13 protein-coding genes are annotated in these 15934 nt (G+C 73.9%); 5 read left to right on the top strand and 8 right to left on the bottom strand.

From position 1 onward, the window contains the following. Positions 1-102 precede the first annotated feature (102 nt). The 3 genes from PKA89_RS00695 to PKA89_RS00685 all read right to left on the bottom strand — a co-directional run bounded on the left by PKA89_RS00695 (position 103) and on the right by PKA89_RS00685 (position 4725). Entirely contained in the window at positions 103-1830 is a 1728-nt protein-coding gene (locus PKA89_RS00695; protein ID WP_324415575.1) for a GMC family oxidoreductase, read from the bottom strand. Further along, on the bottom strand, positions 1827-3407 hold the full coding sequence (locus PKA89_RS00690; RefSeq protein WP_324415574.1) for a succinic semialdehyde dehydrogenase: 1581 nt from the start codon (positions 3405-3407) through the stop codon (positions 1827-1829). The genes PKA89_RS00695 and PKA89_RS00690 overlap by 4 nt, the downstream gene beginning before the upstream one ends. Positions 3408-3603: 196 nt before the next feature. Further along, positions 3604-4725, bottom strand: a complete 1122-nt coding sequence (locus PKA89_RS00685) for a GuaB3 family IMP dehydrogenase-related protein (protein ID WP_324415573.1) — start codon at positions 4723-4725, stop codon at positions 3604-3606. Between the two features lie 205 nt (positions 4726-4930). Here PKA89_RS00685 and PKA89_RS00680 point away from each other — a divergent pair, with 205 nt between their 5' ends. Both PKA89_RS00680 and PKA89_RS00675 read left to right on the top strand, forming a co-directional pair. Beyond that, the gene (locus PKA89_RS00680) at positions 4931-6583 is read left to right on the top strand and encodes a DHA2 family efflux MFS transporter permease subunit (RefSeq protein WP_324415571.1); all 1653 of its coding nucleotides are present in this window, start codon (positions 4931-4933) and stop codon (positions 6581-6583) included. Positions 6584-6674: 91 nt separating this feature from the next. Beyond that, positions 6675-7709: a P1 family peptidase gene (locus PKA89_RS00675; protein WP_324415569.1), complete on the top strand. Its 1035-nt coding sequence runs from the start codon at positions 6675-6677 to the stop codon at positions 7707-7709. Between the two features lie 64 nt (positions 7710-7773). Here the strand turns inward: PKA89_RS00675 and PKA89_RS00670 are convergent, their stop codons facing one another. Both PKA89_RS00670 and guaB read right to left on the bottom strand, forming a co-directional pair. Then, entirely contained in the window at positions 7774-8685 is a 912-nt protein-coding gene (locus tag PKA89_RS00670) for a serine hydrolase (protein ID WP_324415568.1), read from the bottom strand. Between the two features lie 46 nt (positions 8686-8731). Further along, positions 8732-10342 (bottom strand): IMP dehydrogenase, encoded by a 1611-nt coding sequence (guaB, locus tag PKA89_RS00665; protein WP_324415566.1) that lies wholly within the window; start codon positions 10340-10342, stop codon positions 8732-8734. A gap of 248 nt (positions 10343-10590) precedes the next feature. Between guaB and PKA89_RS00660 the strand changes: the two genes are divergently transcribed. Both PKA89_RS00660 and PKA89_RS00655 read left to right on the top strand, forming a co-directional pair. Further along, the gene (locus tag PKA89_RS00660; RefSeq protein WP_324415564.1) at positions 10591-10881 is read left to right on the top strand and encodes a WhiB family transcriptional regulator; all 291 of its coding nucleotides are present in this window, start codon (positions 10591-10593) and stop codon (positions 10879-10881) included. A 205-nt stretch (positions 10882-11086) separates the two neighbouring features. Then, positions 11087-11314, top strand: a complete 228-nt coding sequence (locus PKA89_RS00655; protein ID WP_324415562.1) for an RNA-binding S4 domain-containing protein — start codon at positions 11087-11089, stop codon at positions 11312-11314. Positions 11315-11404: 90 nt separating this feature from the next. On the opposite strand, the gene PKA89_RS00650 is transcribed toward PKA89_RS00655, so the two are convergent. The 3 genes from PKA89_RS00650 to groES all read right to left on the bottom strand — a co-directional run bounded on the left by PKA89_RS00650 (position 11405) and on the right by groES (position 14327). Next, complete coding sequence (locus tag PKA89_RS00650) at positions 11405-12106, bottom strand: aspartate/glutamate racemase family protein (RefSeq protein ID WP_324415560.1); 702 nt, start codon at positions 12104-12106, stop codon at positions 11405-11407. 178 nt (positions 12107-12284) lie between these two features. Next, on the bottom strand, positions 12285-13904 hold the full coding sequence (gene groL, locus PKA89_RS00645; RefSeq protein WP_324415558.1) for a chaperonin GroEL: 1620 nt from the start codon (positions 13902-13904) through the stop codon (positions 12285-12287). A gap of 129 nt (positions 13905-14033) precedes the next feature. After that, on the bottom strand, positions 14034-14327 hold the full coding sequence (groES, locus tag PKA89_RS00640; protein WP_030528819.1) for a co-chaperone GroES: 294 nt from the start codon (positions 14325-14327) through the stop codon (positions 14034-14036). Between the two features lie 257 nt (positions 14328-14584). Between groES and PKA89_RS00635 the strand changes: the two genes are divergently transcribed. Beyond that, positions 14585-15850 carry a class I SAM-dependent methyltransferase gene (locus PKA89_RS00635; RefSeq protein WP_324415554.1) on the top strand — a complete coding sequence of 422 codons (1266 nt, stop codon included), beginning with the start codon at positions 14585-14587 and terminating at the stop codon, positions 15848-15850. Positions 15851-15934: the final 84 nt, after the last annotated feature.

Raw genomic sequence — 15934 nt, 5'->3', positions numbered from 1 at the left:
TCCTTCGGTCCGGCCGCGCCCCCGGCACGTGGCCCGAGCGAAATCTAGACCCGCAGCCCACTGCTTGAACAGACCGAACTTCGCCGGCCGCCCGCCCCGCCGTCAGGCCCGTGCGGAGACCGGCCGCTGCGCGCGCTCGGGCAGGCCCGTCGCCGGGTCGCCGGACAGCAGGTCCACCTGGGTCGGCCGGGGGTCGGGCTCACCGGCCACGGGCCAGTGAGCCATCGCCCGCTCCGCCTGGGCCGTGATGGTGAGCGAGGGGTTGACGCCGAGGTTGGCCGAGACCGCCGAGCCGTCGAGCACCGAGATGCCGGGGTGGCCCCACACCCGCTGGTAGCGGTCGAGTACGCCGGTCTCCGGCGAGCCGCCGATCGGGGCCCCGCCGAGGAAGTGGGCGGTCATCGGCACGTCGAGCACCTCGGGCCACGAACCACCGGCGACCGTGTACTCCCCTGTCGCGGAGGCGATCCGGTCGGCGAGCGCGGCCATCGCAGCCTGGGCCTGCGGGATGAACGTGGGGTTCGGCTCGCCGTGGCCCTGGGTCGAGGTGAGGCCCGGGCGGCCGAACCGCCGCCGCCCGGAGACCCGCAGCGAGTTGTCGCGGCTCTGCATGACGAGCCCGACGACGATGCGCTCGCTCCAGCGCCGGGTCGTCGGGAGCATCCGCAGCAACGGCCGGGGGTCGCGGGCGACCATCCGGAGGAACTCCGCCCACCGCGGGCGTCCGGTGCCCCCGGGCACGGCGAGCGTCGCGAGCAGACCCATCGCGTTCGACCCGACGCCGTAGCGGCAGTTCTCGACGTGCGTGTCGGCGTCGACGTGGAAGGAGGTGGTGATGGCGACGCCGCGGGTGAGGTCGACGTCGCGCGGCGCGTGCTCGGTCATCGCCCCGACGAGGGACTCCGAGTTGGTCCGGGTGAGGTGACCGAGGCGGGCTGAGAGAGAGGGCAGCTCGCCCTCGTCACGCATGGCGTGCAGGAGCGTCTGCGTGCCCCACGCGCCGGCGGCCACGACGACGTGCCGGGCCGTCACGACCTGGCGGTCGCGTCCACCGACCGGGCCGGTGCGTTCGTGCAGCACGCGGTAGGTGGGCTCGGCACCGGCGTCCTGCCGGTCGATGCCCGGCACCTCGCCGAGGCGCACGACGGTGCGCATCGGTCGGATGTCGACTCCGAGACCCTCGGCGAGCGCGAGGTAGTTCTTGACCAGCGTGTTCTTGGCCCCGACCCGGCAGCCGACCATGCAGTTGCCGCACTCGGTGCACCCCGTGCGGCGCGGGCCGGCGCCGCCGAAGTACGGGTCGTCGACCGTCTCCCCCGGCCTCCCGAAGAACACGCCGACCGGGGTGTGCCGGAAGGTGTCCGCGACCCCGAGGTCCTCGGCCGCACCGCGCATCGCCCGTTCGACCGGTCCGTCGCAGCGGTTGGTCACCACCCCGAGCATCCGGCTCGCCGTGTCGTAGTGCGGGGCGAGCTCGCTCTCCCAGTCGGCGAGGTCGCGCCACTGCGGGTCGTCGTAGAAGGCGCGCGGCGGGCGGTAGAGGGTGTTGGCGTAGTTGAGGGAGCCGCCGCCGACGCCGGCCCCGGCGAGCACGACGACGTCCGGGAGCCGGTGGATGCGCTGGACCCCGTAGCACCCGAGGCGGGGGGCCCAGAGGAAGCGGCGCAGGTCCCAGGACGTCCGGGCGAAGTCCTCGTCGGCGAACCGCCGGCCGGCCTCGAGGACGAGGACGCGGTACCCCTTCTCCGCGGCCCGCAGCGCGGCGACCGACCCGCCGAACCCCGACCCGATGACGACGAGGTCGACGTCGGGCCGCTCCGCCGGGGTCACGGGAGCCTCGCCGCGCGCATGGCCCGCAGCGCGCCGGTGAGGGCCCGCGCGTACGAGGCGCCACGCAGCCCGGGGAGGTCGGCGATGTTGACCAGGCCCTGCACGGACACGTTCTGGGCCTCGGTGTACTTGAGGATGCCCTCGCGGCCGTGCCGGCGCCCGAGCCCGGAGGCCTTCATCCCACCCATCGGCGAGCCGATGCTCCCCCACGCCGCCGCGTAGCCCTCGTTGACGTTGACCGTCCCGGCCTCGATGCGGGCGGCGAGCGCGCGTCCGCGGCGGGTGTCGCGGGTCCAGACCGACGCGTTGAGGCCGTACTCGGTGTCGTTGGCCAGCGCGACGGCGGCGTCGTCGTCGGCCACCCGGTGCACGGCGACGACGGGTCCGAAGGTCTCCTCGTCGCGGCAGGCCATCGCCGAGGTCACGCCGGCGAGGACCGTGGGCTCCACGACGTACGGCCCGACGTCGGGGCGGGCGCGGCCGCCGGCGAGGACCGTGGCGCCCTTCGCGACGGCGTCGTCGACGTGCGCGAGCACCCGCTCGAGCTGGGCGGGGCCGACGAGGCTGCCCATGTCGGCGTCCCAGTGCAGGCCGGTCGAGAGCCGGACCGCCGAGACCGCCTCGAGGAAGCGGCCGAGGAACTCGTGGGCGACCCGCTCGTGGAGGAGGAGGCGCTCGGCGCTGACGCAGAGCTGTCCGGCGGAGGCGAAGCAGGCCCGCAGCACCCCCGGGACGGCCCGTCGCAGGTCGGCGTCGTCGGCGACGTAGACGCTGTTCTTCCCGCCGAGCTCGAGGCTGGCGCCGACGAGCCGGCGGCCGGCGGCGGCGGCCACCGCGCGTCCGGTCGCGGTCGAGCCGGTGAAGCACACGTAGTCGGTGCGCTCGACGACCGCGGCCCCGGTGTCCGCACCGCCGAGGACGACCTGCACGAGGTCGGCGGGGAAGCCCGCCTCGACGGGCAGGTCGACGGCGGCGAGGGCGGGCAGCGAGCCCCGCGGGTCCGGGCGCAGGACGACCGCGTTGCCCGCGACGAGCGCCGGCAGGGCGTCGGTCACCGCGAGGCTCAGGGGGTAGTTCCACGGCGAGACGATGCCGACGACGCCCTTGGGCCGGTGGTGCTCGGTGGAACGCGTGAGGACCGGGAAGACCCCGAGGTGCGGCTCGTCGGCGAGGTGAGCGGGTCCCCGGCGCGCGTAGTACCGGGCGACGATCGCGACGTCGGCGACCTCCTCGAACGCGTGGCTGCGGGCCTTCCCGGACTCGAGCTGGACGAGGTCGAGCAGCTCGGACTGACGGGTGAGGACGAGGTCGTGGAGGGCGAGGAGGCGGCGGGTGCGCTCCGCGACCGGTACCGCCGCCCACCGGCGCTGGGCGGCCCGGGCCCGGTCGACAGCGACCGCGACGTCGGCGGCCGTGGCGGTCGGGAGGGTCGCGAGCGGCGCGCCGGTCATCGGGGTGTGCGTCGTCAGCGGCTCGCCCGAGGCGACGACCCGGGCGGTCAGGGCGCGCACCCGCGCCGGGTCGACGGCGTACGTGGCGCGGGGGTCGGTCTCCGGGTCGGCGATGACGTCGGGCATTACCCGAGGGTAACCACCGCCGGCCGCCGCGTCACGCGCTCCCACGGGTATCGGGTGACCCGATGACACTGCGCCTCACCCGAGAACCGTTCCCGGGGGAAGCGTGGCGATATCGGGTCACCCGATACGCGCGCGCTCGGGGTGGGGACGCCGGCGGCAGCGACGGCCGGGGGCGGGTGGATCCGACGGACGGGCGTCAGCTGCGCTGGTACGGCGCGACGACGACCTCGACGCGCTGGAACTCCTTGAGGTCGAGGTAGCCCGAGGTGGCCATCGCGCGGCGCAGCGCCCCGACGAGGTTCGTCGTGCCGTCGGCCACCTTGCTCGGCCCGAACAGCACCTCCTCGAGCGGCGCGACCGCGCCGACCTCGACCCGGTGCCCGCGCGGCAGCTCGGGGTGGTGCGCCTCCTGGCCCCAGTGGTAGCCGCGGCCCGGGGCGTCGGTGGCCCGGGCGAGGGCCGCGCCGAGCATCACGGCGTCGGCGCCACAGGCGATCGCCTTGACGACGTCGCCGCTCGTGCCGACGCCGCCGTCGGCGATGACGTGGACGTAGCGGCCACCGGACTCGTCGAGGTAGTCGCGCCGGGCGGCGGCGACGTCGGCGATCGCGGAGGCCATCGGGGCGTGGATGCCGAGGGTCACCCGCGTCGTGTGCGCGGCCCCGCCGCCGAACCCGACGAGGACCCCGGCGGCGCCGGTGCGCATCAGGTGCAGCGCAGCGGAGTACGACGCCGCACCGCCGACGATGACCGGCACGTCGAGCTCGTAGATGAACCGCTTGAGGTTGAGGGGCTCGGCCCGGCCGGAGACGTGCTCGGCCGAGACCGTCGTGCCGCGGATGACGAAGAGGTCGACGCCGGCGTCGACGACGGTCTTCCACAGCTGCTGGGTGCGCTGCGGGGTCAGGGCGCCGGCGACCGTGACGCCGGCCGCCCGGATCTCGCGCAGACGCTCGGTGACGAGCTCGGGCTGGATCTCGGCGCGGTAGATCTCCTGCATCCGTTGCGTCGCGAGCGCGGGGTCGAGCGTGGCGATCTCGGCGAGCAGCGGGGCGGGGTCGTCGTAGCGGGTCCACAGGCCCTCGAGGTCGAGGACCGGCAGCCCCCCGTGCTGCCCGAAGGCGATGGCGGACTCCGGCGACATCACGGAGTCCATCGGGGCCGCGATGACCGGCAAGTCGAAGTGGTAGGCGTCGATCTGCCAGCCGGTCGACACCTCCTGCGGGTCGCGCGTGCGCCGCGAGGGCACGATGGCGATGTCGTCGAAGGAGTAGGCGCGGCGACCGCGCTTTCCACGGCCGATCTCGATCTCGGTCACCCGCGCAGCCTACCGACGCCCGGGTCGTCCGTTCGGCCGACCTCCGCGCGCCCTGGAAGAGGCGGGAACCGAAAAACGTTTCCGGGCTGTCGGACCCCTCCGGCAGACTTCTCCCGGCACCGTCGCCACCCCGCTCGCCCGGGCCCGCGACGTGCCGGACCCACCGGCGCGGACCCCCGCCCAGACCACCCGACATGGAGCCCACGTGTCAGCAGCAGCACCCGCCCCCGCGGCACCCCCGGAGTACCCCGAGAAGATCGACGCCGCCGTCCTCAAGATCGCCGGCGTCGTCGTCCTCGGGGCGATCATGTCCATCCTCGACATCACCGTCGTCAACGTCGCCCTGCGCACCCTCCAGGTCGACTTCGCCAAGGACGGCGTCCCGCTCGACTACTCGACCGTCGCGTGGACCGTCACCGGCTACACGCTCGCGCTGGCCACGGTCATCCCGCTCACCGGGTGGGCCGCCGACCGGTTCGGCACCAAGCGCCTGTACATGCTCGCCGTCGGCCTCTTCACCGCCGGCTCGGTCCTCTGCGCCACGTCCACGAGCATCGAGATGCTCGTCGGCTTCCGGGTCCTCCAGGGCCTCGGCGGCGGCATGCTCATGCCGCTCGGCATGACGATCATGACCCGCGCGGCGGGCCCGAAGCGGATGGGCCGGCTCATGGCCGTCCTCGGCATCCCGATGCTGCTCGGCCCGATCTTCGGCCCGATCCTCGGCGGCTGGCTCATCGACCACTACAGCTGGCACTGGATCTTCCTCATCAACCTGCCGATCGGCATCGTCGCCCTCGGCTACGCCTGGTTCGCGCTCGCCGCCGACCGCCCGCACCCGTCCGAGACCCTGGACTGGCGGGGCGTGCTCATGATGAGCCCCGGCCTCGCGCTCTTCCTCTACGGCGTGTCGTCCATCCCGGGCGAGGGCGGCATCGGGCACACCAAGGTGCTCCTGCCCGGCCTCGTCGGCCTCGCGCTCATCGTCGCGTTCGTCGCGTACAGCTTCCGGCCGGCGCACCCGCTGCTCGACTTCCGGCTGTTCCGCAACCGCAACCTCACGGTCGCCATCATCACGATGTTCATCTTCGCCGCGTCGTTCTTCGGCGGCCTGCTGCTCATCCCGCAGTTCCTCCAGCAGGTGCAGGGCGAGACCCCGCTGTCGGCCGGCTGGCTGATGGCCCCCCAGGGTCTCGGCGCGATGCTGACGATGCCGGTCGCCGGCGCCCTCGTCGACCGCTTCCCGGTCGGCCGGATCGTGCCGTTCGGGCTGCTCCTCATCACCGGCGGGATGTTCGCGCTGACCCAGATCGAGGCCGACTCCTCGCACTGGGGCTACCTCATCCCGATCCTCTTCGTCATGGGTCTCGGCATGGGCGGCACGATGATGCCGATCATGACCTCGGCGCTCAAGACGCTGACCCACCACGAGGTCGCCCGCGGCACGACGCTGCTCAACATCACCCAGCAGATCGCCAGCTCGGTCGGTGTCGCGACCTTCTCGGTCATCCTCACCAACGCGTTCAAGGACCGTCCGCTCGTCGGGCAGGCCGGGCAGTACTTCGAGGCGGTCCAGACCAAGGGCCCGGAGGCGGCCCAGGGTCTCGTCGCGCAGCTGCCGCTCGTCGGCCAGTTCCTGTCGCAGGCCGGGTCCGACCCGCAGGCCGCCGTCGCGGCCCTCGGGGCGAAGGTCGCCGACCTCGCGGCCGGGGCCTACGCGCACACCTTCTGGTTCGCGGCCGGCTTCGTCACCCTGACGCTCGTCTCGGCGGCCTTCCTGCCGCGCAAGCACGAGGAGTCGCACCTCCTCGACGACGGCGCCGACCTCGACGAGGTGGCCCCGCCGGCGATGCTGCACTGAGGCACCCCACCTCGACCGCACCCGATGCCGGTCCCGCGGCCCACGCACCAGCGTGGCCCCCGCGGGGCCGGCATCGGCCATGCTGGGGGGCGTGCGACCCGGGACCCACAACGCGATCACCGACGTCGACGGCGTGCTCGTCGGCCAGACCACCCGTGACGAGCCGGGCTGGCTGACCGGGGTCACCGTCGTCGTGCCGCCACCGGGAACGGTCGGCGGCGTGGACGTGCGCGGCGGCGGGCCGGGCACCCGCGAGACCGACCTGCTCGACCCGGCGAACGCCGTCGACGCGGTCGACGCCGTCGTCCTCTCGGGCGGCAGTGCCTTCGGGCTGGGGACCGCCGACGGGGTCGCGGACGCCGCGTGGGCCGCCGGAGCGGGCTGGCCGGTCGGACCGGGCGCCGACGAACGGGTCCCGATCGTGCCCGCCGCGATCCTGTTCGACCTCGGACGCGCTGGGACGTGGCGCCACCATCCCGGCCCCGCCGACGGCGCGTCGGCGTACGCGGTGGCGGCCGGCGGCCCGGTCGTCGTCGGCGCGGTCGGCGCCGGGACCGGGGCCAGCGCCGGCGGGCTGCGCGGCGGGGTCGGCACCGCGTCGGCGGTCCTCGGCTCGGGGACGGTCGTCGGGGCCCTCGTCGTCGTCAACGCCGTCGGGTCACCGGTGGCCGCCGACGGCTCGCTGCTCGGCGCCGCCTGGGGCCTGCCCGGTGAGTTCGACGAACTGCCCCACCCCGCCCCCGGTGCCGCGGACCACTGGCGGGCCGCTCGGCTCGCCGAGGCCGAGGCCCTGCGCGCCGGCCGGGCCACGACCCTCGCCGTCGTCGCCACCGACGCGAGCCTCACCAAGGCCGGCTGCCGGCGGCTCGCGACCGTGGCCCACGACGGCATGGCGCGGGCGCTCAGCCCGGTGCACACCGCCTTCGACGGCGACGTGGTCTTCTCCCTGGCCACCGGCGCCGGCCCGTCCCCCGGACCGTTCGACCTCCTCGAGCTGCACGACGCGGCCGCCGGGTGCGTCACCAGGGCGATCGTCCACGCACTCGTCGCGGCGGAGTCGGTCGACCGCTCGGCCGAGGGCGGGATGCTCGCCACCTCGTGGCGCGACGCCCTCACCGCCGGCTGACCTCGTCCGCCCGCCGACCCCGTACGCCCGCCGATCCCGGAGCACCCGAGGCGGCTCGTCCCGGTCAGCCGAGCCGGGTGGCGAGGAGCGCGGCGAGCCGGTTCATCTGCTGCACGTGGGCCGAGTCGCCGTCGGTCTGCACGACGGCCGGGCCCTCCCCCACGGTGATGATGGCGACCGCGTAGCCGCCGACGATCCCCATCTGCCGGGTCTCGGAGTCCGGTGTCAGCCAGCCGCCCTTGAACGAGCTCGCGCCGATCGTCCCCAGCCCCCACCGGTGCTGCGGGATCGGGTGCATCTGCCCGAGCAGCCACGCGCTGGCGGCGGGGCTGACGACCTTCCCGGCGGCCAGCGCGGCCATGAACCGCACCTGCTCGCGCGGACTCCAGGACATCGCGCCCTGCGACCGGTCCGGCGCGCTCGTCGTGGTGTCGCCGATCGAGCGGAGCACCGCGGTGATGGCCGCACCGGGGCTGCCGGGGATCCGGTCGCGGATCGCGACGACCGCGTCACCGTCGCTGCGGGTCAGGGCGGCGGCGATGAGGCTGCGGTCGCCGCTCGGGATCCTCGCGGGGTCGCCGCCGACGACCGTGTCGAGGTACGCCGCGACGACGAGCACCTTCGAGGTGGACCACGCCTTGAACCGGGACACCGACCCCTCCGAGCGCACCGCCGACGGGTTCGAGAGGGGGGCCCAGACGATCTGGTTCCGCGTGCTGCCGGCGATGCTCGTCAGCCCGCCGGTGCCGGTCCCGGGCGCCGGGGCGCCACCCGCGGCGGGCGGCGGCTCGGCCACCGGGCTCACGAGGTCACCCGCCGTGGGCGTCGGCCGCGGGGACGGGGTCGGGGCGCGGTCCGGGAGCACCGGGCCGGTGGCCACTGCCGAGCGCGTCGGTCCCGCCTCGACGGCACCGGACCCGCAACCGCCGAGCAGGGCGGCCGCGAGCAGCGGCAGGAGGAGGACGACGCGACGCACGCGGCAGACCCTACGTGCGCCTCGGCCGCGGGTCGACCCGGCGAGGTCAGCCCTTGGACGAGTAGTTCGGCGCCTCGACGATGCCGGTGATGTCGTGCGGGTGCGACTCGCGCAGGCCCGCCGTGGTGATCCGGATGAACCGTCCGCGCGCCTTGAGCTCGGGGACGGTACGCGAGCCGACGTAGAACATCGACTGGTGCAGGCCGCCGACGAGCTGGTGCACGACGGCACCGACCGGTCCGCGGTACGCGACCTGACCCTCGATGCCCTCGGGGACGATCTTGTCGTCGGAGGTGACGTCGGCCTGGAAGTAGCGGTCCTTGGAGTAGGACTTCTTCCCGCGCGAGCTCATCGCCCCGAGCGAGCCCATGCCGCGGTAGGCCTTGAACTGCTTGCCGTTGATGAAGACGAGCTCGCCCGGGCTCTCCTCGCAGCCGGCGAGCAGCGAGCCGACCATCACGGTGTCGGCGCCGGCGACGAGCGCCTTGGCGATGTCGCCGGAGTACTGGAGGCCGCCGTCGCCGATGAGCGGGACGCCGGCGGGGCCGCAGGCCAGCGAGGCCTGGTGGATGGCGGTGACCTGCGGGACGCCGACGCCCGCGACCACGCGGGTCGTGCAGATCGAGCCCGGCCCGACCCCCACCTTGACGGCGTCGACCCCGGCGTCGACGAGCGCCTGAGCCCCGGCGCGCGTCGCCACGTTGCCGCCGATGACCTGCACGTGCCGCAGGGCGGGGTCCTTCTTGACCCGCTCGACCATCTCGAGGAGCAGCCGGGCGTGGCCGTGCGCGGTGTCGACGACGAGCACGTCGACCCCGGCCTCCACGAGGGTCGTCGCGCGCTCCCACGCCTCACCGAAGTAGCCGACGGCGGCGCCGACGAGCAGCCGGCCCGCGGAATCCTTGCTCGCGTGCGGGAACTGCTCGGACTTCACGAAGTCCTTGACGGTGATGAGCCCGCGCAGGCGGCCCTCGTCGTCGACGATCGGCAGCCGCTCGCGCTTGTGCTGGCGCAGCAGGCGGGTCGCCTCGGCGTGGCCGATGCCCACGTGCCCGGTGATGAGCGGCATCGGGGTCATCACGTCACGCACGAGCGTGTGCCCCCACTCGGCGACCGGGGTGAAGCGCAGGTCGCGGTTGGTGACGATGCCGAGGAGGTGGTCGCCCGGGTCGACGACCGGCAGGCCGGAGACGCGGTAGCGGCCGCAGATCTCGTCGAGCTCCTCGAGGGTGGCGTCCGGGCCGATGGTCACCGGGTTGGGGATCATCCCGGTCTGGGTCCGCTTGACGAGGTCGACCTGGTAGGCCTGGTCCTCGATCGAGAGGTTGCGGTGCAGGATGCCGAGGCCGCCGTGCCGGGCCATCGCGATGGCCATCCGGGCCTCGGTGACGGTGTCCATCGCCGCCGAGACCAGGGGGACCCGCAGCGAGATCTCCCGGGTCAGCCGCGAGGTGGTGTCGACCTCGCTCGGGATGACGTCGGTCTCGCCCGGCTGCAGCAGCACGTCGTCGTAGGTGAGGCCGAGCTCGGCGAACGGGCCGGACTGCACCGGCTCGGCCGAGGCCGCCGGCACCAGGGGTGCGTCGGCGGAGGGTCGCGGGTCCTCGCGACCGGGGAGGTCGGTGGTGGCGCTGGTCTCGTCGAGTCCGAGGCTCATCGCCCGATTCTACGGCCCCGGCCCGGAGTCACCGAATGCGGCCCGCAGGCTGCCCCGACGCCGTGGGTGGCGCCGTGTCGGCCCCTCGGACGAGGGCGCATCCACCGATCGGACGAGCTCGAGGGTCCTTCTCCCCCAACCCTTGACCAAAGCCTTACCCGACGCTTGCCCCACCTGTGGAAAACCGCCCATAGCGTTGCACCTGCCGTCGCCGAGGAGCGTCGGCGCGGTGTTGCGTGGAGGTGGACATGGCCGAGATCACCCGGCTTCCCGGCCCTGTGGCCGACCTGTGGGACTGGCAGCTGGACGGCGCGTGCCGTCGGGTCGGCCCAGAGGTGTTCTTCCACCCCGAGGGTGAGCGGGGCAGCAAGCGCCACCGCCGCGCCACCGCCGCGAAGGAGATCTGCCTGGGCTGCCCGGTCATCGAGCAGTGCCGGGAGCACGCCCTCGCCGTCCGGGAGCCCTACGGGGTCTGGGGCGGGCTCACCGAGGACGAACGAGAGAGTGTCTACGCGCGCCAGCGCCACCTGGCGTCCTGAGGGACGCCGCACGAACAGGTTCCCGCCCACGCGGGAACCCGCCGGCCCTCCGGGGGGCCGGTGAGGGCGGCGGCGGACCGTGGGGGCGAGAGCCCACGGTCCGCCGCCCCCGCCGACCGCGGGTCGCGTCGTGGGGGCGAGAGCCCACGACGCGCCCGCGGTTTCTCGTCGCCGGGGCCGGCACCCGCCGCGTAGCCTGAGCCGCGTGAGCGACGACCTGGAGGTGCCGATCCGCGACGAGTCGATCCGGCTCGGCCAGCTGCTCAAGTTGAGCGGGCTGGTCGACGACGGCGCGACCGCCCGCGAGGTCATCGAGCGGGGCCTGGTGTCGGTCAACGGCGAGGTCGACACCCGTCGCGGCCGGCAGGTGCGCGTCGGCGACGTCGTCGCCCTCGACGGCGGCGGGAGCCTGCGCGTCACCCCGGGCTCCTGAACGCCCGAGCGCTCCCCTCCTCCTCGACTCATTGCCCGGAACCCACCTCGAGGCGCCCGTGTCGGGCCGCTCGAGGTGGGTCAGGCGCAATCAGTCGGGATGCTCGGCGCAGAGCCAGTCGACGCCGGCGGCCACGTGCAGCGCCGTGGTGTCGAGCAGTGGCACCGCGGCGTCCCCGTCGTGCAGGAGCAGGCCGATCTCGGTGCATCCGAGGACGACCGCGTCCGCGCCGTCGGCGACCAGCCGTCCGACGACCTCGAAGTAGGACTCGCGCGACTCCGGCCGGACGACGTCGTGGACGAGCTCGTCGTAGATGACGCGATGGACGAGAACGCGGTCCGCGGCGTCCGGGACGAGCACCTCGAGGCCTCGTGCCTCCAGCCGCTCGCGGTAGAACTCCTGCTCCATCGTGAACCGCGTGGCGAGCAGCCCCACCCGGCGGTGCCCGCCGGCCAGCAGGGCGTCGGCCGTGGGGTCGGCGATGTGCATCAGCGGGATGCCGGCCGCTGCCTCCACCTCGCCGGCGACCGTGTGCATCGTGTTCGTCGCGAGGAGCAGCGCCTCCGCTCCCCCGGCCGCCAGACCGCGGGCGGCCGCACCGAGGATACGGGCCGTGTCGTCCCAGTCGCCGGCGTGCTGCGCCTCGGCCACCGGGGCGAAGTCGACCGAGTGCAGCAGCAGGCGGGCCGAGTGCAGCCCCCCGAGCCGCGTCGCCACGCCGACGTTGAGGCCCCGGTAGTACGCCTCGGTCGAGGTCCAGCTCATCCCGCCGAGGACACCGAGCAGCCGCATCCCCCGACCCTACGACCCGACCCACCCGACTTCTTGCGAATCTCCCACCGTCGAGCGCGTCCTGAGCCGTCCCAGAGGTGGGTTTTCCGCAAGAAGTCGCCGTGAGGTGGGACGGACGACGCCGCCCGGCCCCCTGACGGGGACCGGGCGGCGTGCGGGTCGTGCGAGGAGAGCAGGCTCAGTGGCCGTGCCCGTGGCCGTGGCCACCACCGGCGGCGGCCGGCTCCTCCTCCTTCTTCTCGACGACGAGGGTGTCGGTGGTCAGGACCATCGAGGCGATCGAGGCCGCGTTGCGCAGCGCCGAACGGGTCACCTTGACCGGGTCGATGACGCCGGCCTTGACGAGGTCCTCGTACTCGCCGGTCGCGGCGTTGAGGCCCTGGCCCGCGGCGAGCTCGGAGACCTTCGCGACGGCGACGTAGCCCTGCAGGCCGGCGTTCTCGGCGATCCAGCGCAGCGGCTCGGCCGCGGCCTTGCGCACGATGTTCGCGCCGACGAGCTCGTCGCCCTCGAGGGACAGCCCGTCGAGCGCGGCCACGGCCTGGATGAGCGCGGAGCCACCGCCGGAGACGATGCCCTCCTCGATCGCGGCACGGGTCGCGGAGATGGCGTCCTCGATGCGGTGCTTCTTCTCCTTGAGCTCGACCTCGGTGTGCGCGCCGACCTTGATGACGCAGACGCCGCCGGCCAGCTTGGCGAGACGCTCCTGGAGCTTCTCACGGTCCCAGTCGGAGTCGGTGCGCTCGATCTCCTGCTTGATCTGCGCGACGCGGCCCTCGACGTCGGCGGACTCACCGGCGCCGTCGATGATGACCGTCGAGTCCTTGGTGACGACGACGCGGCGGGCCTGGCCCAGCGTCTCGAGCCCGACCTGGTCGAGCTTGAGGCCGACCTCCTCGGCGACGACCTGGCCGCCGGTGAGGACCGCCATGTCCTGGAGCATCGCCTTGCGGCGGTCGCCGAAGCCCGGCGCCTTGACCGCGACGACGTTGAAGGTGCCGCGCATCTTGTTGACCACGAGCGTCGAGAGGGCCTCGCCGTCGACGTCCTCGGCGATGATGACGAGCGGCTTGCCCGACTGGACGACCTTCTCGAGGACCGGCAGGACGTCGGCGATGGCCGAGATCTTGCCCTGGTTGATGAGGACGTAGGCGTCCTCGACGACGGCCTCCATCCGCTCCGGGTCGGAGACGAAGTACGGGGAGATGTAGCCCTTGTCGAACTGCATGCCCTCGGTGAACTCGAGCTCGGTGGAGGCGGTCGAGGACTCCTCGACGGTGATGACGCCGTCCTTGCCGACCTTGTCGAACGCGTCGGCGATGATCGAGCCGATCTCCTGGTCCTGGGCGGAGAGCGAGGCGACCTGGGCGATCTCGTCCTTGGACTCGATCTCGCGGGCGGTCTCGAGCAGGCGGGCGGAGACGGCCTCGACGGCCTGGTCCATCCCGCGCTTGAGCCCCGAGGGGGCGGCGCCGGCCGCGACGTTGCGCAGGCCCTCCTTGACCATCGCCTGGGCGAGGACCGTCGCGGTCGTCGTCCCGTCACCGGCGATGTCGTTGGTCTTGGTCGCGACCTCCTTGGCGAGCTGCGCGCCGAGGTTCTCGTAGGCGTCCTCGAGCTCGACCTCACGGGCGATGGTCACGCCGTCGTTCGTGATGGTCGGGGCGCCCCACTTCTTGTCGATGACGACGTTGCGGCCCTTGGGGCCGAGCGTCACCTTGACGGCGTTGGCGAGGGCGTCGACGCCCCGCTCGAGCGCCTTGCGGGCGGAGTCGTTGAACTCCAGTTCCTTGGCCATGGGTGTCCTTTGCTGGGGTGACGGGCGGCGCGGTGGCGCCCGGCCCGTCGCGTGGGTCTTACGGGGATGCCGGACGCGCCCCGGCGGCACGAGGCCGCCGGGACGCGCTCACGGGGTCAGCGGTGGTGCTCAGCCGACGACGGCGAGCACGTCACGGGCGGAGAGGATGAGGTACTCCTCACCGCCGTGCTTGATCTCGGTGCCGCCGTACTTGCTGAAGATGACGCGGTCGCCGACCTGGACGTCGAGCGGGACGCGGTTGCCCTTGTCGTCGATGCGACCCGGGCCGACGGCGAGGACCTCGCCCTCCTGGGGCTTCTCCTTCGCGGTGTCCGGGATGACCAGACCCGAAGCAGTGGTCTGCTCGGCCTCGAGGCTCTTGATGACGATGCGGTCCTCGAGCGGCTTGATGGAAACCGACACGGTGTGCTCCTCCCCTGTGGGATGAGTCGAAGTGGACGGGGACTGCGCGGTCCGGGCCGGGCTCGCCGTCGCGGGGGTCGAGATCGAACCGGGTGCGCTGGCACTCACCGTCGGTGAGTGCCAATGAGGCAAATCTAGGCCGCGCTTTAGCACTCGGTCAACTCGAGTGCCAGCCGCGCCGCCGGCGGCGGTCCGTGCCCGGGTCGGGTCGGGGCTCACAGGGTCGCGGTCACCATCGGATGGCAGGATGTGCGGCCGTGGACGTCGGCATCGTGCGAGCGCTGGGATCGCCCGACGGCAAGGAGCTCCTGCGCTCCCTCCCGCCGTACGACCCGGCCGCCGTCTTCGCCCTCCAGGAGCGGCTGCGCCGCGAGGGCCACTCCCCGGACTTCGTCGCCGCCCTGCTCACCCAGCAGCGCCTCCAGTCGCGCGCCGTCGCGAAGTTCGGCGAGTTCGCCCGCGACATGCTCTACACCCCGGACGGCCTCGAGCAGGCCTCCCGCCTCGAGGTCGCCGCGACCCACGCCGGCCGCTACTACAACGCGAGCCTCGCGACGGTCCACGACCTCGGGTGCGGCATCGGCAGCGACGCCGTCGCGATGTCCGCCCTCGGCGTCACCGTGCACGGGGTCGACATCGACCCGGTGACGGCGGCGGTCGCCGACACCAACCTGCGGCCGTGGCCGGACTCCCGCGCCCGGGAGGGGTACGCCGAGGAGTTCGAGGCGCCGCGCGACCCGCTGCGCTCCCGCGTCGGGGTGTGGCTCGACCCGGCCCGCCGGGTGCCGGGCCGGACCGGACGACACGGGCGGATCAAGCGGGTCTTCCGGCTCGACGAGATCCGCCCGAGCTGGCAGTTCGTCCTCCAGGTGGCGACCGCCGTGCCGGCCACCGGGGCCAAGCTCTCCCCGTCGATGCCGCACGACGCCATCCCGCTCGGCACCGAGGCGCAGTGGACGAGCTACGGCGGGGACGTGCTCGAGTGCGCGGTCTGGTGGGGACCGCTCGCCCACCGGCCCGGCCGCAGCGCCCGCATCCTCATGCCCGGGCGCTCCCCGGTCGAGGTCGACGAGACGATGGCCGAGCCCGACCCGCCGGTCGCCGAGGGTCCGGGGTCGATCGGGGCCTGGCTCTACGAGCCGGACCGCGCCGTCACCCAGGCGGGCCTGCTCGGTGCGGTGACCGGCGCGACGCTCGGGGTCGAGGTCGACCGCGGCCTCGGGTACGTCCTGTCCGAGGCGGAGGTCGACCTCCCGTTCGCCCGCCGCTACGCGGTGCGCGAGTCGATGCCGTTCACCGTCAAGACGCTGCGGGCCTGGCTGGCCCAGCACGGCATCACCGGGCTCACCGTCAAGAAGCGCGGCGTCCGGCTCGACGACGACGAGCTGCGCCGCCAGCTGAAGATCGGCCGTCGGGCCGGCGACGGCGCGCAGGCGACGGTCGTCCTCACCCGGGTGGCCGGCCAGCAGACGGCCATCGTCGTCGACCCGGTGCCCGTCGCCGAGGCCCCCGCCACCACCTGACCGCCCCGACCGCCGGCGCTACCGACCCCGCCCACACCCGACTTCTTGCGAATCGCCCACCGTCCGGGCCTCCCGGAGCCCCCG

It is taken from the genome of Phycicoccus sp. (assembly GCF_035325325.1).
Classification (GTDB): Bacteria; Actinomycetota; Actinomycetes; order Actinomycetales; family Dermatophilaceae; genus Phycicoccus.
Note: the sequence above shows the minus strand (reverse complement) of the source record. Positions and strands in the feature narration are given on the sequence as shown.

Coding starts and splice junctions, on each gene's coding strand:
- PKA89_RS00690 (WP_324415574.1), bottom strand. CDS start 3,407: ATGCCCGACGTCATCGCCGACCCGGAGACCGACCCCCGCGCCACGTAC.
- guaB (WP_324415566.1), bottom strand. CDS start 10,342: ATGAGCCTCGGACTCGACGAGACCAGCGCCACCACCGACCTCCCCGGT.
- PKA89_RS00660 (WP_324415564.1), top strand. CDS start 10,591: ATGGCCGAGATCACCCGGCTTCCCGGCCCTGTGGCCGACCTGTGGGAC.
- PKA89_RS00650 (WP_324415560.1), bottom strand. CDS start 12,106: ATGCGGCTGCTCGGTGTCCTCGGCGGGATGAGCTGGACCTCGACCGAG.
- groL (WP_324415558.1), bottom strand. CDS start 13,904: ATGGCCAAGGAACTGGAGTTCAACGACTCCGCCCGCAAGGCGCTCGAG.